Source organism: Lysinibacillus sp. NPDC094177, assembly GCF_050279145.1.
Taxonomy (GTDB): Bacteria; Bacillota; Bacilli; order Bacillales_A; family Planococcaceae; genus Lysinibacillus.
The window spans coordinates 171,117-192,337 of record NZ_JBNNTW010000005.1 but is presented as its reverse complement, the minus strand read 5'-3'; the positions used below and the strand labels follow the sequence as shown (position 1 = coordinate 192,337).

Annotated in this window: 18 protein-coding genes and 2 pseudogenes; 18 read left to right on the top strand and 2 right to left on the bottom strand. The window is 37.5% G+C overall.

Going from position 1 to position 21,221, the window contains the following annotated elements; all coding sequences use genetic code 11:
- Nucleotides 1–372: 372 nt before the first annotated feature.
- Nucleotides 373–1,179 carry an alpha/beta fold hydrolase gene (locus tag ACQKNC_RS10740; RefSeq protein ID WP_427424834.1) on the top strand — a complete coding sequence of 269 codons (807 nt, stop codon included), beginning with the start codon at nt 373–375 and terminating at the stop codon, nt 1,177–1,179.
- Between the two features lie 479 nt (nt 1,180–1,658).
- On the opposite strand, the gene ACQKNC_RS10735 is transcribed toward ACQKNC_RS10740, so the two are convergent.
- The gene (locus ACQKNC_RS10735; protein ID WP_427424833.1) at nt 1,659–2,477 is read right to left on the bottom strand and encodes a MerR family transcriptional regulator; all 819 of its coding nucleotides are present in this window, start codon (nt 2,475–2,477) and stop codon (nt 1,659–1,661) included.
- A 132-nt stretch (nt 2,478–2,609) separates the two neighbouring features.
- Here ACQKNC_RS10735 and ACQKNC_RS10730 point away from each other — a divergent pair, with 132 nt between their 5' ends.
- The 12 genes and pseudogenes from ACQKNC_RS10730 to ACQKNC_RS10675 all read left to right on the top strand — a co-directional run bounded on the left by ACQKNC_RS10730 (nt 2,610) and on the right by ACQKNC_RS10675 (nt 14,265).
- Complete coding sequence (locus ACQKNC_RS10730; RefSeq protein ID WP_427424832.1) at nt 2,610–3,239, top strand: GNAT family N-acetyltransferase; 630 nt, start codon at nt 2,610–2,612, stop codon at nt 3,237–3,239.
- Between the two features lie 293 nt (nt 3,240–3,532).
- A pseudogene (locus ACQKNC_RS10725) lies at nt 3,533–3,621 on the top strand (hypothetical protein); the annotation flags it as partial.
- 65 nt (nt 3,622–3,686) lie between these two features.
- On the top strand, nt 3,687–4,952 hold the full coding sequence (locus tag ACQKNC_RS10720) for a VTT domain-containing protein (RefSeq protein WP_427424831.1): 1,266 nt from the start codon (nt 3,687–3,689) through the stop codon (nt 4,950–4,952).
- A gap of 494 nt (nt 4,953–5,446) precedes the next feature.
- On the top strand, nt 5,447–6,688 hold the full coding sequence (locus ACQKNC_RS10715; protein ID WP_427424830.1) for a substrate-binding domain-containing protein: 1,242 nt from the start codon (nt 5,447–5,449) through the stop codon (nt 6,686–6,688).
- Between the two features lie 91 nt (nt 6,689–6,779).
- The gene (locus ACQKNC_RS10710; RefSeq protein WP_427424829.1) at nt 6,780–7,556 is read left to right on the top strand and encodes an ABC transporter ATP-binding protein; all 777 of its coding nucleotides are present in this window, start codon (nt 6,780–6,782) and stop codon (nt 7,554–7,556) included.
- Nucleotides 7,531–8,238, top strand: coding sequence for an ABC transporter ATP-binding protein (locus tag ACQKNC_RS10705; protein WP_427424828.1), 708 nt, complete (start codon nt 7,531–7,533; stop codon nt 8,236–8,238). Before ACQKNC_RS10710 ends, ACQKNC_RS10705 begins: the two co-directional genes overlap by 26 nt.
- 15 nt (nt 8,239–8,253) lie before the next feature.
- Complete coding sequence (locus ACQKNC_RS10700; RefSeq protein ID WP_427424827.1) at nt 8,254–9,126, top strand: branched-chain amino acid ABC transporter permease; 873 nt, start codon at nt 8,254–8,256, stop codon at nt 9,124–9,126.
- Nucleotides 9,123–10,142, top strand: coding sequence for a branched-chain amino acid ABC transporter permease (locus ACQKNC_RS10695; RefSeq protein WP_427424826.1), 1,020 nt, complete (start codon nt 9,123–9,125; stop codon nt 10,140–10,142). The genes ACQKNC_RS10700 and ACQKNC_RS10695 overlap by 4 nt, the downstream gene beginning before the upstream one ends.
- Nucleotides 10,139–11,143 carry a 3-oxoacyl-ACP synthase gene (locus tag ACQKNC_RS10690; protein WP_427424825.1) on the top strand — a complete coding sequence of 335 codons (1,005 nt, stop codon included), beginning with the start codon at nt 10,139–10,141 and terminating at the stop codon, nt 11,141–11,143. Before ACQKNC_RS10695 ends, ACQKNC_RS10690 begins: the two co-directional genes overlap by 4 nt.
- A gap of 12 nt (nt 11,144–11,155) precedes the next feature.
- Nucleotides 11,156–12,067, top strand: a complete 912-nt coding sequence (locus ACQKNC_RS10685; protein WP_427424824.1) for an alpha/beta fold hydrolase — start codon at nt 11,156–11,158, stop codon at nt 12,065–12,067.
- A complete protein-coding gene (gene fabG / locus ACQKNC_RS10680; protein ID WP_427424823.1) occupies nt 12,051–12,782 on the top strand; it encodes a 3-oxoacyl-ACP reductase FabG in 732 nt (243 codons plus the stop codon). The genes ACQKNC_RS10685 and fabG overlap by 17 nt, the downstream gene beginning before the upstream one ends.
- Before the next feature lie 16 nt (nt 12,783–12,798).
- Entirely contained in the window at nt 12,799–14,265 is a 1,467-nt protein-coding gene (locus ACQKNC_RS10675; protein WP_427424822.1) for a class I adenylate-forming enzyme family protein, read from the top strand.
- A gap of 32 nt (nt 14,266–14,297) precedes the next feature.
- Here the strand turns inward: ACQKNC_RS10675 and ACQKNC_RS10670 are convergent, their stop codons facing one another.
- Nucleotides 14,298–14,858: an AAA family ATPase gene (locus ACQKNC_RS10670; protein WP_427424821.1), complete on the bottom strand. Its 561-nt coding sequence runs from the start codon at nt 14,856–14,858 to the stop codon at nt 14,298–14,300.
- Nucleotides 14,859–15,502: 644 nt separating this feature from the next.
- On the opposite strand from ACQKNC_RS10670, the pseudogene ACQKNC_RS10665 reads away from it, so the two are divergent.
- From ACQKNC_RS10665 to ACQKNC_RS10645, 5 genes and pseudogenes are all read left to right on the top strand, one after another.
- A pseudogene (locus ACQKNC_RS10665) lies at nt 15,503–16,990 on the top strand (methyl-accepting chemotaxis protein); the annotation flags it as partial.
- 383 nt (nt 16,991–17,373) lie between these two features.
- Nucleotides 17,374–17,607, top strand: a complete 234-nt coding sequence (locus ACQKNC_RS10660; protein ID WP_427424820.1) for a hypothetical protein — start codon at nt 17,374–17,376, stop codon at nt 17,605–17,607.
- A gap of 56 nt (nt 17,608–17,663) precedes the next feature.
- Nucleotides 17,664–18,134 carry a GNAT family N-acetyltransferase gene (locus tag ACQKNC_RS10655; RefSeq protein ID WP_427424819.1) on the top strand — a complete coding sequence of 157 codons (471 nt, stop codon included), beginning with the start codon at nt 17,664–17,666 and terminating at the stop codon, nt 18,132–18,134.
- 609 nt (nt 18,135–18,743) lie between these two features.
- The gene (gene rsgA / locus ACQKNC_RS10650) at nt 18,744–19,811 is read left to right on the top strand and encodes a ribosome small subunit-dependent GTPase A (RefSeq protein WP_427424818.1); all 1,068 of its coding nucleotides are present in this window, start codon (nt 18,744–18,746) and stop codon (nt 19,809–19,811) included.
- Nucleotides 19,808–20,824 carry an aminoglycoside phosphotransferase family protein gene (locus tag ACQKNC_RS10645; RefSeq protein WP_427424817.1) on the top strand — a complete coding sequence of 339 codons (1,017 nt, stop codon included), beginning with the start codon at nt 19,808–19,810 and terminating at the stop codon, nt 20,822–20,824. The genes rsgA and ACQKNC_RS10645 overlap by 4 nt, the downstream gene beginning before the upstream one ends.
- Nucleotides 20,825–21,221: the final 397 nt, after the last annotated feature.

The following is a 21,221-nucleotide window of genomic DNA, read 5'->3' as shown; positions in this document are numbered from 1 at the left end:
TGTTGCTGTCGCTTCGCTTTCGCACAGATAAAACATTTGCCGCTGACGCTTCGCTTTCGCGCAGAGCAGAGCTTCCTGGGGGCGTCCGATGAGCCGCTTCACTCGCGATGCTCGTTCCAGTGTCTCGGGCCAACAGATGTTTTTTGCGCGAAAGCGTAGTGCTAACGCAGCGTCAGCAGCACCGATGTTGGTCACGAAGGCGTTATCACAGGATGTGATGCTCTTAGCCTTCGTTCCTCTATCGCTAATCCCCAAGGAGTCGCCCAGTCTCCACTCCAATCAACCGGCTCTTATAAGAAAAAAGCCATGGCAACTTTTGATGAACAATATATTAATCAATAATTTTTTCTAATAAAAATTGGAGGAACTACTATGTCATTTTGTAAAGTAAGTAAGGCGAATATTTACTATGAAGTTATTGGGACTGGAACACCAATCGTCATGCTCCATGGATATTCGCCTGATCATAGACTAATGAAGGGATGTATGGAGCCCGTTTTTGCAGAAAGGGAGGGCTGGAAACGAATTTATATTGATCTTCCAGGAATGGGCAAGACGACAGACTACGAAAAGATCAATAACTCAGATGAAATGCTCGAGGCCGTAATAGAATTAATTCATACCTTACTACCAAATGAACGTTATTTATTGGTAGGAGAATCTTATGGTGGATATTTAGTTCGTGGAATTATGAGAGAGTATCATGAACAAATGTTAGGGGCTACGTTTATTTGTCCGTTGATTATTCCAGATAAACAAAGTCGAACTGTGCCAGAACAATGTATTGTCTCTGCGGATAAAGAGTTTTTATCGACATTAACGAAACAGGAACTTGAAGATTTTAGCTCACATCTAGTTGTTTTAGATGAATATAATTGTCATCGTTATACAAATGAAGTGTTAGCAGCTATAGAAAATGCGGATGTGGAATTTTTAGAAAAAATCCAAGAAAGCTATAGTTTTTCTTTTCCTGTAGATGAGATTTCATTTGATAAGCCTTGCTTATTTTTGTTAGGCAAACAGGATTCTATGGTTGGCTATAAGGACGCTTTTGCCATTTTAGATAAATTCCCAAGAGCAACCTTCACTATTTTAGATAAGGCTGGGCATAACTTGCAAATTGAACAAGCGAATTTGTTTAATAGTCTTATGCATGAATGGTTGGATAGGGTAGAGTAAAGGCATTTATCGATTGAAATGCTTTTCTTTTTTATGAATCAAACAAATATAGACAGAATAATATCCATGAATAATCAATATTTAATGGATTTTTTTCTGTCTATTTATAGATATCCCACAAATAAAAGTCACTACGCTGGAAGAGACCCTAAAAACCAGAGCGGTGTTATCTAATTTTAGGGTACATTTTTTAACTATGAACCAATTGAAAGCTATTAATCTAGCGTAAGTACTTCATTATTGCTTTTGTGCAAAATGATTTTATTGAACAAGACTTCTACGTAATGCTTCAGCTACTCCTTGTACCGATTGAATGCATCAAGTTTGCGAATGTCAGATCGAACATAATCTTGGACAGTAAATTCACTAATACCAATAGGATTGATGCCGGTATACTAGATTAATAATGGCTCATCACTAACTTTTGGTGATGAACCCAGTTTGTTTTGGTCTTATTAAAGATACGGTTCACCATAATCCTAACATTTAACTGCCTCATTATTTTCAATATATATTTGAATTTGACAACTATAAGATTCTGTATTAAAGAAATCGTTATATAACTCCACTTCAATGAAGCTTTTAACGTTTAAATTATTCTCTTTTACACATTTAATGATTTTACTTATATATTCCTCTTCATTTTCTTTACTATAAGCTAGAGTTAAATATTTTCCTTTGGGTAATATTTTTATATTTTGTTCATCTTCTTTAGTGACGTTGCCTTGAAGTTTACTAAAAACATATCTGGGTACTACATTCCAGTCTGCATTAACGCTATATAGGATCCCTCTTTCCATGGACATTTTTCCACCTTTGTCTTGAATGATTTTCTCTAAGGCAGAATAGTAAAGTAACTCCTGTAAACTTCCCACTTCGTTACAAGGCGCTACAACTACATAACGCTGTTCAAAGAACTGAATGGTTATTTCATCGTTTATTAAGATATCCTTAGAAGTTTCTACCTTCCTATTTAAGTTATCAATGGTTTTGATGACTTCCTGCATTTTCTTTATTTTTACTTCTGCTTCATATTTTTTTATTTGTAAAAATGCTAGTAATTCATCAGTATCACATTTCTTAAAAATTTCTTGAAGTTCGACTATGCTTGTGTTTAACTCTCTACAGCTTTTTATAATATCTATATGAATAAGTTGATCTATAGAATAATATCTATAACCTGTTGTTTCATCAATTTGTTTTGGAATAAGAATCCCCATTTTATGATAATATCTTAAGGCTTTTATTGTAATGTCTTTCATTTTCGAAACTTCCCCAATAGGAAATAAATGTTGCACCTAAATCACTTCCTTTATGTTTTTCCTTACAGAATCGTTGACTCTCCTCTTAGGGGAGACCTTAATATCATAATAAGGTATTTACACTGAAATACTAAATAAATTTACTTATATAACAGGGAGTTTTTAAACATGGAAAAAGTAATATACAGAAGTCTAGTTAAAGAAGATTATGAATCCGTTAAAGAATTGATTGGTGAAGCATTTGGTTTCAATGAGTTTATTAAGGATAAGAAATTTTTAGATTCAGTATTAAACATCTATCTACACGGCTGTATTTTAGAGAGCTCATTTAGCGAAGTAGCAGAAAAAGACAATAAGGTTATTGGTATTATTTTGGGCAATTCAAAAAAAGACAAAAACCGTTTAAAGAAAGCTCATAATATTTTCAGTCTTACCTATTCTATACTTAAAGTACTCATGACTAATAAGGAAAATAAAAAATTCATGAAAGAATTTGGAAAGGTTCAAGATGCATATAAAGAACTGATACACGCAAAAGAAAATGACTTTCAAGGTTGTATAGAATTATTCATTGTCTCGGGGGAATCCAGAGGACTTGGGGTTGGAAAGGCTCTCATGAATCATTTGTTTGATTATATGGAAAGTATGGATGTAAAATCTTTATATTTGTATACAGATACTAGATGTAACTATGGATATTATGATAGTCAAAACTTCGATCGTATAGATGTAAAAGAAATTGAATTTGATTCAATGAAGGAAAAACTTAACGTATTTTTATATAGTTATGATTTTTAACTAATAGCGATAAGCAGCTAGACAATGCGCTTGGGCCCTAGGGTAGAAAACCACCACATGATGTTGGTGGAGAAAGAGGTTAAATGTTGTTCTTTCTCCTGTAAATCTAAAAAGAAGATGGTTAGGAGATTTAATTCCAACCATTTTCTTTACTAATATCGTTTGATGTAATCTGTGCTGTTACAAGTGAAATAGATGGTGAAATCATGATAAGATACGGATTTATATAGATAAAAATTGCCATTATACGTGTAAAAGATTATAGTATAGTAATCCTTCGACATGAAATGAATCATATTTTTGAACGTTTTTTCGAGGGGATAAAGCAAGAAATCGGGAAACAGGAGGAACTGGTCTTAACTTATCTATAGCAAAACAAATAATCATCTGAAAGTTAAAGCTTCTGGCGGATAAGACTTTTTAAAAAATAATAAAGGACGACGATCCATGGGCGATGTTACAGCATATATCGATCAATTTGGATATATTGTATTATTTATAGCACTTTTACTAGAATTACTCGCACTCCCATTACCTGGAGAAGTGCTAATGAGTTATACTGGATTTCTTGTTTACAAAGGAGATTTAAATTGGATATTAAGCATATTAATAGCTGGCTTTGGATCTTGTTTAGGGATGACTATTTCCTACTGGATAGGTTATAAATTAGGAAAACCTTTCTTTGAAAAATACGGTTATCGAGTTCATTTAGGGCCAAAACGATTAGAAAGTACATCTTTGTGGTTCAGCAAATACGGCAATAAACTATTGATTATCGCCTTTTTTATTCCTGGAATTAGACATATTACAGGATACTTTTCTGGGATTACCAGACTTCCCTATAGAACCTATGCTATTTTTGCCTATACTGGGGCATTCCTTTGGGTGACAGTATTTATTTCACTCGGTAAAATATTGGGGCCACAATGGGAAATGTTTCACAGTTCAATTAAAAAATACCTCATTATTGGTGGAATAGCTATTGCAATTATTATTATCGTTTATTTCCTATTCAAAAAAAACAAAGCCCTCATTATAGAGTCGGCCACCGAACTATTAAACGTAACTTTGACAATATTCCATACGAAAAGGAAAGTTGCATTTCTATTAGCACTGACTTTAATACTGACTTTAGGGCTAATCATTTTAATGATTGGAATGATAGAAGACTTCCTTAGTAATGAATTTACCGCTTTTAACCAGGTTGTGAGTATGTTAATGCCGTTAATTTTCAACCAGAATTGGTCAGAGGCTATGCACATATTCTCATTAATGGGTTCGAGACTAGTTCTTTGTATTGTGATTATTTTTACTCTATTTTTGATTTTATTGAAGGGGCAAAATAAATTAATGGAAATAAGCTCTTTTTTGATAGTTCTTGTTGGTGGAGAGCTGTATGAAGAAGGTTTAAGAAGAATTTTCCAAAACCATTTTCCAAACGAACAAACCTTAATGAATTTTATCATCTATGGTTTCGCAATTTTTATTGTTGTTCGATTTGTTGAAAGTCGATGGATTCACACTTTCGTTCCAGTTACTGGACTAGTTGTATTAATACTAATCGCAATCAGTCATTTGTATTTTAACGATGAACTTCCAAGCGACATTACTGCTGGTTTTGTTTTTGGAGGAGTTTGGTTAGGTTTGAATATACTTTTACTTGAAATAAGTCGATTGCTAAGAAGTATAGATATGCATAGGGTAAATGAATAGAGGCTAGGACAAAACTGGTCAAAATCTTAAAAGCGCGAGAAATCAATTTAGAAACATTGATTTCTCGCGTTTTTTTTGATATTAGTGCGGTCAGATAGCGTGCATGAAGGTAAATGTCGATATTTTTCGAAAGTTGGGTGATAAATTAATAAAGTTGGTGGATAAATCAATAAAGTTGGTGGATAAATCGATAAAGTTGGTCGATAAACAATCAAAAGTTCTCGATAAATCTCAAAACTGTTTCGATAAACCTTCATCCCCTGAAAAAAACACACTTTCGTAGCAAAAAAATGAGCTCCCCTACAGGGCAGCTCATTAAAGATTTTTTGTCGCTGCCGTTACGCTACGCTTCGCTTCACTTTCGTGACAGAGATAAGTTGGCTCAGTAAACTGCCCCAACTTTCTTGTAACTAATTTGTAACTGGTATTTTATATAGTGATGATATTACAACGAAAGCGCTTTCTATTTAACTCATTATGAAAGGGGATATGGGATGAAGAAGCATTGGCTATTTTTGTTTTTATTGATGCTGACAATGTTGATGGTGGCTTGTAATTCAGAGGGGTCGAAGGATAGTTCAACAGGTGGTAAGGCTTCAAAGGATGAGACGAAGGGGACTACTGAGGAAGGGGGTACTATTAAAATTGGCGTGCTTGCGTCATTGACTGGTGCTCTTGAGTCGTATGGGAAACAAACACAGCGTGGTTTTGAATTAGGGATTGATTATGCTACAGGCGGTACGATGGAGGTTAATGGTAAGAAAATAGAAATTGTCTATGAAGACACAGAAACAAAGCCTGAGGTTGCAGTACAAAAAGCGACAAAGCTATTAGAAAATGACAAGGTTGATTTCTTAGTAGGTTCTTCTAGCTCAGGTGATACGCTTGCTGTTCTACCACTTGCGGAAGAATACCAAAAGATTATGGTGGTGGAGCCTGCGGTAGCGGATAGTATTACGGGCTCAGAATTTAATAAATATATTTTCCGAACAGGTCGAAATTCTTCTCAGGATGCTTATGCTGCAGCGGCAGCGATCGCAGGAAAAGGTGTTAAGATCGCAACATTTGCGCCGGATTATTCTTTTGGCTTGGATGGGGTAAAGGCCTTTAAAACTGCTGCGGAAAAACTAGGAGCAGAAATTGTTTTAGAGGAATATGCTGATCCGGCAGCAACTGATTTTACGTCCAATTTGCAAAAAGTAATTGATGCAAAACCAGATTATTTATTTGTTGTTTGGGCTGGAGCAAACTCACCGTGGAATCAAATTGCAGATTTAAAAATTCAAGAAAAGGGCATTAAAATTTCTACGGGTGCACCAGATATTATTGCATTGAAATTTATGAATCCGTTAATTGGTATGGAAGGGTTCTCAGTTTATTATCATACGTTACCACAAAATGATGTGAATAAATGGTTAGTAGAGGAACATAAAAAACGCTTTAATGAAGTTCCGGATTTATTTACGCCAGGAGGCATGTCTGCAGCAATCTCAATTGTAGATGCTCTGAAAAAATCAAATGGCGATACAGATGCGGAAAAACTTATCGGCATTATGGAAGGAATGTCATTTGAAACGCCAAAAGGAAAGATGACTTTCCGAAAAGAAGATCATCAAGCATTACAGTCGATGTATTCGATCCGTCTTGAAAAACAAGATGGTGTAGATTATCCAGTACCAGTACTAATTCGTGAGCTTAGCCCTGAAGAAACAGCACCTCCGATCATGAATAAGTGAAATTACGAGACAGATATTCTTCTGTCTCTCTTCACCCACTTTCATATGAAAATGGGTGAAGAGAGATAGAAGTACTAGAAAGGAGAATACGATGGAACCCATTTTGCGAACAGAAAACTTAACCATTCGTTTTGGTGGACACACAGCTGTCGACCATGTGAATTTTAATATGCCGGAAAAGCATTTAAAGTCAATTATCGGACCAAATGGAGCCGGAAAAACAACCTTTTTTAATTTGCTTAGTGGAGAGTTAAAGCCGACTGCCGGGGATGTCTATTTCAAGGGACAATCACTTGCGCAAAAATCATCAGTTGAAAGAACCCGAATGGGGCTAGGGCGATCTTTTCAAATTACGAATGTTTTTCCGAACTTAACAGTTTTAGAAAATGTCCGTTTGGCTGTGCAATCCAAGGAGAAAGTTCGTTACCAATTATTTCGCCATTATAAAAACTATAAGGCGATTACAGAACAAGCGGAAGAGCTATTAACACTAGTATTGCTGGACAACAAAAGAGATGCCCTGACGACAATGCTGTCCCATGGGGAAAAGAGAAAGCTTGAGATAGCAATGCTGTTAGCGCTTGATACAGAAATTCTTTTACTTGATGAACCAACGGCAGGCATGTCCTTAGAGGAGGTGCCGACAATTTTAGATGTTATTCGCACCATAAAAAAACAGGGTGATAAAACCATTCTCCTCATTGAGCACAAAATGGATATGATTTTAGATTTGTCGGATTCGATTATGGTGCTGTTTAATGGCCAGCTTCTTGCAGATGGAACACCAGGGGACATCATGAAAAACGAAACCGTACAAAATGCATATTTAGGAGGTCTGTACGATGAACACCTTACTGAAATTAAATGATGTCCACACATTTATCGGTCAATACCATATTTTGCAGGGGGTCAATTTTGAGGCTATGGAGGGGCAAGTAAGTGTCCTGCTTGGCAGAAATGGAGCAGGAAAAACGACCACTTTAAAAACGATTATGGGGTTAACGCCTGCCTCAAAGGGAGAGGTAGAATTTCGCTCACATTCTATTAAGAAAAACCCAACCTATAAAGTTGCAAAATTAGGTATAGGCTATGTACCTGAAAATCAAGGTATTTTTGCAGATTTAACCGTAGAGGAAAATATGAAAGTGGCCATGCGGAAAGAAGATACTGCTACTTTAGAGCGACAAAATTATGTGCTGGAGCTGTTTCCTGATTTAAAGAAATTTTGGAAGAAGGCTGGTGGACATCTTTCGGGTGGTCAAAAACAAATGCTGTCCATGGCAAGGGCATTTATCAATGATAGTAAGTTAATGTTGATTGATGAGCCTTCTAAAGGACTGGCGCCCATAGTGGTAGAGAAAGTAATGGAGGCCATCGTTGAAATGAAAAAGCAAACGTCCATCGTACTTGTAGAGCAAAATTTTATGATGGCGAGCCGAATTGGCGATACGTATACATTGATTGATGATGGTAGAACAGTTCATTCAGGTAAAATGCAGGATCTTATCCATCATGAAGAACTAAAAAGAAAATATCTTGGAATCGGATAAAGGTGGTGTACTTTATTGGAGCTATTCGTCAATTTAGTCATTAATGGCCTTGCAACTGGTATGTTAATTTTTTTACTGGCGGCCGGTCTGACGCTAATTTTTGGATTAATGGATGTTTTGAACTTTGCACATGGTGGTTTATTTGTTTGGGGGGCTTATGCTGGGATCTTTACGTATATGTTTACAGAGAGCTTTCTAATTGGCATTGTAGGTGCCGTCGTAACAGGTGCTTTATTAGGACTTATTACAGAAAAATTAATTATTACACCTGTGTATGGCAATCATATTCAGCAAATTTTAATTACATTAGGGCTGATGCTCGTGCTGCAAGAGATGATTAAAGTTGTTTTTGGTCCAAATGGTGTAGCGGTGAAAACGCCGAGTTACTTATCAGGCAGCTGGGAAATTGGAGACGTTATTATCATTAAATATCGATTATTTATTATTGTAGTAGGTTTTATCATTTTCGGTATTTTCCAATACATGTTAAAGAAGACGAAGATAGGGCTAATCGTTCGAGCTGGTGTACAGGATAAAGAAATGGCACAGGCTCTTGGCATTCATATAAAGCGGGTATTTTTATATGTTTTTATGGTTGGTGCGGCATTAGCAGCGCTAAGTGGTATGTTAATGGCTCCGTATTCAGGTGTTATCTATGCGGAAATGGGCATGGAGTATGCGATTTTAGGTTTTATCGTTGTCGTAATCGGAGGCATGGGCAGTTTTTCGGGCTCGCTACTGGCAGCTATATTAGTCGGTTTAGCAGGTAGCTTTATGGCTTATTATGTGCCGGTGCTATCGCTCGCGGTCAATATGATTTTAATGGCCGTTGTCTTAATATTCCGACCACAAGGTTTATTTGCTATGAGAAAGGAGAGATCAACATGAAAATGAAGCTTTCTTTGCAGCATTTATGCTTTTTACTAATGTTAGCTATTTTAGTGATTCTCCCTTTCGTCAATAATTCAAGGACGCTCATTATTTTATTAACTCAAATCTTTATTTTCGGTATTTTAGCGATGAGCTATGACATTCTCCTTGGCTATACAGGTATTGTGTCGTTCGGGCATGCGATGTTTTTTGGTATAGGTGCTTATACAACGGCTGTCATGCTGAAACAAATGGAGCCAACACTCTCGACATTTTTCTTATCTATTGTATTTGGCATGATACTAGCAGGGTTCATTAGCTTTTTAGTAGGATTATTGACACTTCGATTAAAAAGTCATTTTTTTGCGATGTTGACATTAGCCTTTTCGGGACTATTTTTAGTAGTGGCAGAAAAATGGCGTTCTGTCACATACGGAAATGATGGTTTTACGTTTAGAGCACCAGAAATATTTAGAGATCGAATGACGTTTTATTTCTTTGTGCTAACATGCTTAGTTGTTATTTTTATTGCGCTATATCGCTTCGTTAACTCGCCGACTGGTCGAATTTTAATTGCTGTTCGGGAAAATGAACAACGAACAAAATCATTAGGCTACAATACTTTGTACTATAAAGTGATTGCATCAATTGTCGCAGGAACTGTTGCCAGCTTAGCAGGCTCCTTATATGCTGTGTCACTACGATTTGTCAATACGAGTGTGATGACAATGGACATTACGTTAGATGCATTATTAATGACGATTATTGGCGGTGTCGGCACATTAGTTGGATCATTATTAGGAGCTGCTGTTATTGAATATGCACAGCATGCACTTTCAGGGTTAGCTCGTGATTATCCAATATTTGAACGCTGGATTATCTTCTTTGGGATTATTTATATTTTAGCTGTTATCTTTTTCCCAAAAGGAATTATTGGGTCACTGCGTATGATGTTTTGGAAATGGCGATTAAAGCACAAGGAAAAAGATCAATCATCGGTTGCCTTGCCGCAGGAAAAGGAGCGATTTGAATGACTGTAGGCATCGTAAGTACAGGAATCTATATTCCGCAAACGAAAATGACATCTAAAGAAATTGCGGCGCTTTCAAATATTCCAGAGGAAATTATTCGACAAAAAATGGGCATCTATGAAAAGCCTATTCCTGGTGAGCATGACCATACGGTTCAAATGGGTATATGGGCAGCACAGGACGCTATACGCAAGGCTAATATTGACCCAAAGGACATTGATGTTGTGATTTATATGGGAGAGGAGCATAAGGAGTATCCATTATGGACTGCCTCGATAAAAATGCAGGAGGAGCTCGGGGCCGTAAATGCATGGGCATTTGATGTGCAATTAAGGTGCGGCACGACCATTATGGCACTAAAACTAGCGAAAAGCTTAATGGCTTCGGATGATACTATTCATACTGTACTCCTAGCAGGTGGCTATCGAAATGTTGATTTTATCGATTACAGCAATCCTCGAACGCGCTTTATGTACAATTTAGCAGCTGGTGGTGGTGCCATCCTTTTACAAAAAAACTATGACAAAAATCATTTATTAGAGGCGGATATTATGACGGATGGCTCGTTCTCAGAAGATGTAGTTGTGCCTGTCGGTGGTACAAAAAAACCATTGACGTCTTCTGATTTAGAAAATAATTTGTATCAGCTCGATGTAATCGATCCGATTGGAATGAAGGAGCGCTTAGAGCAAAAATCCTTAAGCAATTTTTTGAAGGTCATTCGAACATCTCTAGCGAAAAGTGGATTAAGTGAGGAAAATATTAGCTATTTAGCGATGCTTCATATGAAAAGATCTGCTCATGATTATATTTTATCTGAACTCGGCTTAGAGCAGGAGCAGTCCATCTACTTACAAGAGTATGGTCATATCGGACAGATTGACCAAATATTATCATTGCAGCTGGCATTAGAAGAAGGCCGTATCCACGATGGAGATATCGTTACACTTGTTAGTGCAGGAATTGGCTATGTCTGGGGAGCTATTACGATTCGATGGGGATAAGGGGGAATAGCAATGTTAAAAACTGTTCAGCTATCAAATGGAGAAACGATTGCTTATCGTAAACGTCAAGGGGGAGAGCGTGTTTTATTACTTATTCATGGCAATATGACATCCTCCAAGCATTGGGACGTTCTAATTGCTGCGTTGGATGAAAAATATACAATTTATGCGATGGATTTACGGGGTTTTGGTGGTTCATCATATCATAAACCAATTTCCGCGATTAAAGATTTTAGCGATGATGTAAAGCTTTTTGTGGACGCTATTCAATTAAAACAGTTTGACATGATTGGCTGGTCAACGGGCGGGGCTGTATGTATGCAGTTTGTCGCTCAGTATCCAGGCTATTGTCAGCAGCTTATTTTACTAGCTTCGGCATCTACGAGAGGCTATCCATTTTACACGGATTTAGGTACAGGCAATCAAACAGCATTAAAGAGGGCATTTACCTATGAAGAGGTACTCGTGGATACATCTAAAACAAAATTAGTACAAGGCTTTTACGATTCGAAAAATGTGCAGGGCTTACAGGCAGTCTGGGACGCACTTATTTACACTCATAATCAGCCTAGCGCAGAACACTATCAGACATATGTGGAGGATATGCTGACGCAACGAAATTTAGCTGAAGTTTATCATGCATTAAATGTCTTTAATATTAGCGCTGTTGATAATGAGGTTGCAAAAGGCACTCATGAGGTACAACAGATCACCATTCCAGTTTTAGTATTAAGAGGGGATCGTGATTACGTCATAACAGAAGGAATGAATGACGAAACAATGCTTGATTTAGGTGATAATGCACAGTTCGTCAACTTAAAAGACTGTGGCCACTCCCCATTAATTGACGATTTACCACAGCTTACTTCTGAAATTGAAGCTTTTTTAGAAATTGGAGGGAAAAATTATGCGATTAAACAATAAAGTTGCCATTATTACAGGGGCTGCGAATGGGATTGGTTATGCTGCTGCTGAACGATTTATTGAAGAAGGTGCATTCGTTGTCATTGCAGATTTTAATGAGGATGCTGGTGTTTCAGCTGCCCAGCAATTAGGGGATCAAGCATTATTTGTGCAAGTAAACGTTGCTGATAGAGAGAGTGTCAAGAACCTAGTGGCAACGGTCATAGAGCAAACGGGACGAGTCGATATTTTAGTGAATAATGCAGGAATTACACGTGATGCAATGTTAACAAAAATGACTGAGGATCAGTTTCACCAGGTGCTTGATGTTAATTTGACTGGCGTTTTTTATTGTACACAAGAGGTGATTCCACATATGATTGCTGCCGGTGGAGGCAAAATTATTAATACATCTTCTGTTAGTGGTGTCTATGGAAATGTTGGTCAAACGAATTACGCTGCCACAAAGGCGGCTATTGTCGGCATGACAAAAACATGGGCAAAGGAATTGGGGCGCAAGGCTATCAACGTGAATGCGGTGGCACCTGGCTTTACAGAAACAGACATGGTGAAAAAAATGCCAGAAAATGTGCTGGCACAAATGCGCTCCATCGTGCCACTACAAAGGCTAGGAACACCTAGAGATATCGCTAATGCCTATTTATTTTTAGCATCTGATGAGGCTTCCTACGTCCACGGTCACACGCTTCATGTGGATGGAGCAATTATGATGTGATAAGGAGGCTTTCAAGATGTTTGTAGAGCAATCCTGGATTTTAAAACGTGCAACGTTAACACCTAATCGTATAGCATTGGTGAATCTAGAAACACAGGAGCAGTGGACTTATCAGCAAATTACAGAGGAAATCACAAAATGGAGTCATTTTTTTGAGAGCCGAAATTTACAGGCAGGAAGTCGTGTAGCTGTATTTGCGAAAAATCACATCCAGCTTTTTGCTGTCTTATTCGCCTGTGGATTAAGAGGACTTATCTATGTGCCATTAAATTGGCGTATGAGTACGAAGGAATTAAATGATATTTTAACGGATGCTACGCCTTCTTTATTACTTTACGATGAAGAAATGAATTGTCCTTTATCTTTCGAAAACATGCATTCTCTTCGTTTAACTATTGAAGGGCCTACTCTTAGCATTCGTGAAGTAGACCTTAATGATCCTTGGCTAATGATTTATACAGGGGGTACAACTGGCAAGCCAAAGGGTGTTGTATTATCCTTTAATTCTGTAAATTGGAATGCTATTAATACTATCATTAGCTGGGGCTTATGTGATAGTGATTGTACATTAAATTATATGCCGTTGTTTCATACAGGAGGTTTGAATGCCCTTTGTATACCGCTGCTAATGGCTGGCGGTACAGTTGTTATTGGTGATAAGTTCGAGGCAGAAAACGCTCTTAAAGCGATTAATCAGTATAAGACAACGATATCGCTTTTTGTGCCAACGATGTATCAAGCGATGATTGAGACGGATTATTTTGAGAGAAGTAGTTTCCCTTCGATGAAAGTATTTTTATCAGGTGGAGCACCATGCCCTTATCCAATATATGACGCTTTTTTTAAGAAAGGGCTATTTTTTAAAGAGGGCTATGGTTTAACAGAAGCGGGACCAAATAATTTTTATATTTCTCGAGAGGCAGCCTATTTGAAAAAAGGTGCCGTGGGGAAGAGCATGCAATTTAACGAGGCTAAAGTTATGAATAGTGCAGGTGAAAGCTGTGCGCCAAACGAAGTCGGAGAACTTTTGGTTAGAGGAAAGCATATGTTTCGGTTTTACTGGAATAACCAGCAGGAGACAGAAAAAATCATTGATGATGGTTGGTTAAGAACGGGCGATTTAGCGATGAAGGATGAGGATGGTGACTTTTATATTGTCGGTCGTAGTAAAGAGATGATTATTTCTGGTGGTGAAAATGTTTATCCTCAGGAGGTAGAGCAATGTATTTTACGCCATCAGCAAGTTCAAGAGGTCGCAGTGATTGGCGTAGCTGATGATTATTGGGGAGAAATCGTGACGGCGGTTATTGTATGTAAGATTCAGGAAGATTCTATTATAGAGGAAATCAAAGAAATCTGTAGTAAGCAACTAGGTCGCTATAAAATTCCAAAAAGGATTATTTTCATTGATGAATTGCCAAAAACAAGTGTCGGAAAAATTGATAAAAAAGCATTACAAATATATGCGAAAGCTGCGAAATAAAAAACGCTTGGATATCCAGGCGTTTTTCAGTTCTATATAAGAAATGCTTCCTTAATACTCAAAGCAACTTCTTCTGCACTCAAGTTTGTATTGTTGATCTTGAGGTAGTTTGCATATTTTATTTCGCCCTCTAAGGAATTTAATCTGTATTTTTCCATCGAGCTTTTCAAATCATTTTCAGACCATTCAATATTTCTTTTAGAAGGTTTATGTTCAAGTCGATTACCACTTTTATTTCGTTCCAGTCTTTCTGCTACATCAGCTTCAAGTTCTACAAAGTAGACAGTACCTCCTCTAGATTCGAAAAGCTTAACAAGATCATCGACATAATCCCAATCCTCCTGCATATTAAAAGCCCAGACATAAGTAAAAATTAAACCATACAAATTACTTTTCGATACCTCTTCAAATATTTCCTGGCGAAACAAATTAACTAATCTTTTTCCTTCAGTCGTACCATAACCAAAAAAATGGCCGACCAAATCGATCGTCATATGGTTATGAAAAAGTTTCAAATCTGATATTTTGGCTAATTCCTGTCCAACAGTCATTTTCCCTACTGCTTGAGGACCAAATATTAAAACAAGTTTCATAATCTCTCTCTCCCTTTTTAGAATATATTAGCATAAATTTCAAACTACCCTTAATATATGAAGAATTATGGTTCACCACTGAGAGTTGGGAACATTTAGTTAAAACATATGTTAAGCGGATAAGTTGATTGGAGTGAAGACTGAGTGACTCTTGTGCCTAATATCGTGTCGCTGTCGCTACGTTAACACTGCGCTGTCTCACAAAAATATCTGTTAGCCCGAGCCCCCAGGAAAGCGTCAAGTCTTAACGGATATCCCCTACGTTGTGAATTCATTGTCTTTCCCATAGCCACCGCTAACTGACAGCTCATTTATATTAAAATTGTTAATTTTTTGATAATGTCTTGAAACTATTCATAGAATAATGTTTTAATAAACTTGACTTACATTATATACATAATATTCCTAATAACTATGAGAAAGGAGAGACGAATTTTTTGCGCACTTTTAAAATTAGTACAAAATTTAATTTGCTTTTAGTGGGAGTCATCATATTTTTAAGCGTTATGATTGGATTTGTTTCCCATATACAAGTGAAACAAATTATGCGTAACAATTTTGAGCAAAGCATCACCCATATTTCAAAGGTTGGTTATAAGCTGCTAGAGGAACGATTTAAGGGAGATTGGGCCATAAAAGATGGGGAACTTTATAAAGGGGATACAAAAATAGTTGATCAGGAAGCCTTTGTTGATGAGGTAGGAGAAAGCATCGATGGTGGCGTTACTATTTTCCAAGGCACAAAAGGGCTTATCACCAATCTACAGTTAAATGGAGAACGTTTAGTTGGCAAAGATGCTGATCCAATAGTCGTTGAAAATGTAATGAAAAAAGGGGAAACCTTCATTGGTGAAGCAGATGTAGTAGGAACGAAATATTTAACACTCTATGCACCCATTAAAGATACAAAAGGAGACATCATTGGGATGTGGTTTGTCGGGGAAACGATAGATGGGGTTAATGCTATTATTTTTGCATTTATCGGTAAGCTACTTATGGTATTGTTCATTGGAGCTGTTATTGCTGTATTAGGTAGCCTCCTTTTCACAAGAGCATTTGTGAAGCCGCTTCGTGAAATCAATAATCAACTACGAGACATCGCGGATGGAGAGGGAGATTTAACAAAACAGCTACAAATAAATTCCAAAGATGAAGCAGGTGAGCTTGCGCAATCCTTTAATAAAATGCTGACAAGTTTAAGAGTATTAATGCAACAAATTGCACAGTCCTCTAAACAGGTTGATGTATCGTCTGATGGCTTAACATCTAAATCACAGCAAACGGCGGATATGACAAGACAGCTAACATCAACTCTACAAGATTTAGCGGATGGTTCAAGAACAACATTACATAGCACAAGTGATAGCTTAACTGCCATGCAGGAAATGGCGATTGGCATCCAACAAGTTGCTGAAACCGCTTCAACAGTTTCAGATGCAGCTGATTTAATGAGTGATGAGGCTGCTCAAGGAAATGACTCTTTGAATCGTGTATTAAAACAAATGACAATTATTAATGAATCATCTGACAATGTAGAGGCTCAGGTTCGTATATTAGGTGATCAGTCAAATCAAATTGGCAATATAGTTGATGTTATTACAAGCATCGCCGATCAAACGAATTTGCTTGCCTTAAATGCTGCCATTGAAGCGGCTCGTGCGGGTGAGCAAGGAAAAGGCTTTGCTGTTGTTGCAGATGAGGTTCGTAAATTAGCAGAACAATCAAAGAAATCTGCTGATCAAATAGCATCACTTATTCATTCTATTCAAAATGATACGGCCAATGTTATTACAGCTATTTCTAGTAACTCGAAGGAAGCTGCGGCAGGTATGGATGTTGTTGATGATACAAAGCTAGCCTTCCACAAGATTATGCAGTCGATTAAGGGAGTTAGCACACAGTTGCATGACATTTCTGCTGTGACGGAGCAAATGTCAGCAAGTGTTGAAGAAGTTACTGCCTCCACAGAAGCAATGTCACGCATTGCAAGCAAAGCAACTGAAAGTACGGATCACGTTACGTTAACAGCAGAGGAGCAATTAGCTTTCATAGATAATATGGCTTCTTCAGCAAAAGAGATGGCTCAACAGGCAGACGAGCTTCAACGCTTACTAAAAAAATTCCAATATTAAAGATGTTGATAAACGCTGGGTTTTCCTAACGATTTGAGGTACAAACAAGTACACAAAGTGAACAAACACTTCAATAAAATTTTATTAAAGGATAGAAGAGCTTACATAAATTCGCTCTTTCTATCCTCTTTTTTTACCATAAATAACCCTATTTACTACAACATCTATTTTGCTAGTTCATCAATCTAATTCAAAAGAAGCTTATATCAATTATTAACTGTACATTAAAGCCTATTTCTTCCCCCCTAAGTGATAAAAGATATAGGCTATTTTCATGTTGTTATTCAACTAACGATGCAGGATAGCTCAATAAATGGATAACATATGTTAATATAGTTAATTGATACATAAATATGGAATGAATGATTTAAAGGAGTATATTTATGAAAATGATTGAAGAATATGGAAAAGTTATGATAGACGACTTTGAATTTTATGGTCAAATTGAACAAGAAAAATATTGTTCTAAATGCAAGTTTAATTTAGTATATTACGATGATTTTGATGCTTATTTTTGCCCTAAATGTAATAGTTGGACTGAATCAAAATGTAGTGACCCTAATTGCAAATATTGCCCTAACCGACCAGAAACACCTTTAACTCGCAAAAAGGCGTAAATAAACTAACGGAGTAGAATTGGTGAAAACTAAAACCACCAAAGGAGACTTACATAGTGGAAATTAGATTAGCCAAAATCGATGACTTCTCGCAAGTGATGTATATATTGAATGAGGTTACTTTAAATCTGCAAGAAAAAGGAATACACCAATGGGAATACCCTTGGGATAACAACAAAGTTATAAACCAATTAAAGAATAACTTTTTGTACGTTTTATTAGTAGAAGAAGAAATGATAGGAACATTTTGTATATATGATATAGATCATATAAATGAATTTTCCCTAGAGGAAAAAGGTAAGTATCTATCCCAAATTGCCATTTTACCCAGGTTTCAAGGAAGAAACATTGGTTCCGCTATAACAAAATTTGCTTGTTTTTTTGCAAAAGGATTAGATAAAACCCTATTTTTAGACTGTTGGGCTGGAAATGAAAAGTTAAAACAGTTTTATGCAAGGAATGATTTAGAATATATTGGTGATTTTCCTGAAGAAAACTATTTCGTTAGTATCTTTAAATACAGCTAAATATATTTGCTTACTTTCTGATACTAAGTTTATGAAAACATTGTAATTAAACTATTGGGGCCATTGAGTTGCAAAGGTAGGTCATTCTTATTGAGCTAACGAAGCAGTCTAGTTGCATAAGGGCTTAGTTTGGGCGAAGGTGGCTTTCTCGTGTTTTATGCAATAGTTGGGGGATTGAGTGGAGAGGTACTGACTGATGAAAATTGCTTATAATCAAAATTTTCTGTTGATTTCTCACAAGGGGTTATGGCACACTATAGAAGTGGAATTGTATTCCAACTTTTTCCTGCGAAAGGGGATGTTTTTAATGACTACTTTTATGGTATTGGTGGTTTTAACTTAACCGAATATCGGGCATAGTAAATTTCAATCTTTCATTATAGCTTGGAATGAGACAACCGGGAATATTACCCGTGTTTTTTGTTATGCCGTAAACAGTAACCTTTCGTGATTACTGCTGTTAACGGGATACGATGAAGGTCGTATTTCTTTTTGATTATAGTCGACTTTTGGCTTTTCACCGCGAACAAGCAGCTTCTTAGGAGGCTTCTTGTTCGCGGTATTTTTATGCCCAAAATCAATTTTAATTTTTAGGAGTGGATCGGTTCAATGATTGATTTGAAACAATTCGGCTATAACGAAACCGAAACTCCACCGATAGGTTTAATACCTGGAAGAGTTACGGAACAACAGCGAGAGCAATATACCATCATCACCGAACAAGGAGAAGTGACGGCTGTATTGAAGGGCGCTTTCTACTACACTGCGGGTACTCGGGAGGATTTTCCGTGCGTTGGCGATTTTGTATTTCTGCAATACAACGAACGTGGTACTTCTTGCATAGCCAAATTGCTGCCTCGCCGCTCGAAATTTTCACGCGCTGACTATTCGGGACACGCTGCAGGCTATGTCAAAACCATACTGGAGCAAGTCGTAGCAACGAATTTTGATTACGTATTTATCGTGTCGTCCCTAAATTGGGATTTCAAGGTCAGCCGTATCATGCGCTACCTGACACAGGCACGGCAGAGTGGCGGCAAGCCTGTCGTTATCTTAACAAAAGCTGACTTGGCCCCGGATTTCAGTGAACCGTTAGCTGAAGTTAAGAAAATTGCTCCTGATGTACCGGTACACGCAGTTTCCAGTCACACTGGGATTGGTTTAGACGGGTTGAGCGAATATCTGCAACCAGGAAAAACCGTGGTTTTCCTAGGCATGTCCGGTGTGGGAAAATCCTCGTTGCTAAACGCCTTGATAAATAAGGAAGTGATGACTGTTAAGGCTATCCGCGAGGTCGACAGCCGGGGACGGCACACAACAACGCATCGACAGCTTTTCATGCTTCCTTCCGGTGCGATGGTTATTGATACGCCTGGTATGCGTGAACTTGGGCTGTTCGGTGCGGACGACGGGGTCAGCGCGGGATTTAACGAAGTGGAGGAATTATTCACACAGTGTCGCTTTAATGACTGCCGACATCAGACGGAGCCGGGCTGTGCAGTTCTTGCCGCCCTTGCCGATAGATCGTTAGCACCAGAGCATTGGGAGCGTTATCTTGTACAGAAGCGGGAAAACAAGTTTGTTGATGATAAGTCGAGGTACCTCATGGATAAACGGGCGCGGCAAAAGTCGATTGCCATGCGACATAAGGGTAACAAAGGAGGATACAAGAAATGAACAACCATGATGAAAAATTTGTAAAGCCGGAAAAACTGGCGCTTGTTTTGAGTAAAATGTTCGGTAAGACGATAATCAGCGCTGATTATCAACTTAAAGAGTTGCAAGGCGGGACAATAGGTGTTGTTCGGCTTGTAACAGGCATAGTTGAAACCTCTGATGGTGAAAATCTGCCGTATAAGATGGTTTGGAAAACACAGAAAAAATTTGAACGTTATGGTGATCCGGATTCATGGAGAAGGGAATACGACCTCTATGCATCGGATTTCAAAAAGGTTTTTTCCGATTCGTTCCGTTGGCCGGAGTGTTATCACGCTGAAATAAATGGCGATGAGATTCAATTGTGGATGGAATATATTGATGGTGTGTCAGGTTTAAATCTTACCTCGGAAATGTATGAACGTATAGCCGAGGAATTGGGGCGATTTCAAGGGAAATTGTACACTGAACGGCCAAAAGCATTGCAGAATTTGTCCAATTTAAGCAAGGTTGAGTATATGAAAAACTACTATCTGCGTTATCGGTCATGGAATGTTTTATATGATTATATACGCTCTGATGACTGTGAAATCCCGAAGCACCTGTGTAAAATGCTCATAGACTTAGATAACAATGCGGACGAAATATTCAGTCGAATTGAAAAGCTACCAATAGTGCTGTGCCACAGAGATTTTTGGGTGGCAAACATATTCTATTCGGACAGTAAAATCGTACTTATCGATTGGGATACCGCCGGATGGGGGTACATGGGCGAGGATATCGCGAGTTTAATAACTGATGAAGCGGACGTCTGTCACATGATTGAATACTACCAAAAATGCATTCCGGCATATTACAAGGGTTTTTCGGAATATGCGGATGTGTCCCATGTATCCGAACATTGTATCTATGAACTAATCCTTGCTATGTTCGGATACAGGCTTGTGGAGTGGTATAAATTCGCTTCGTCTCCGGAAGATAAATCAATGCACCTTAATACCTTGCAAAAAATCCATGAGATGAGAAATATGTAGATAACTATAATTATTGTGCCATTTGATGATACTCTTCTTTTCGTGTCCACTTTTTAGTAAAAAACCAATAAGAATTTAATCGATTTTTAAAATGACAAAGCAAACTCATCTTGACAATTTCTATCTAAGCCTGATATCGGAAGTGTGTTTATAAAAGTAAAATAGAAAACTGCGAATTTACTAATTGAAGATGAGGTTTAATCAGCTATAACTATAAATCTACCGGCGTTGTGAAATTAAGTAGCGCTTTGGGCATGAGTTCTGTTGTATCGGACTCATGTCTTTTCATGTTGTCTTCATTTTTTTTGTAACGGCGATTCGAAAAAATCTAAATAATGTCCCGAGAGAAAAGGAACGAATTAATTCTTATTTCAATCAAACATTTATTTTTTTCACA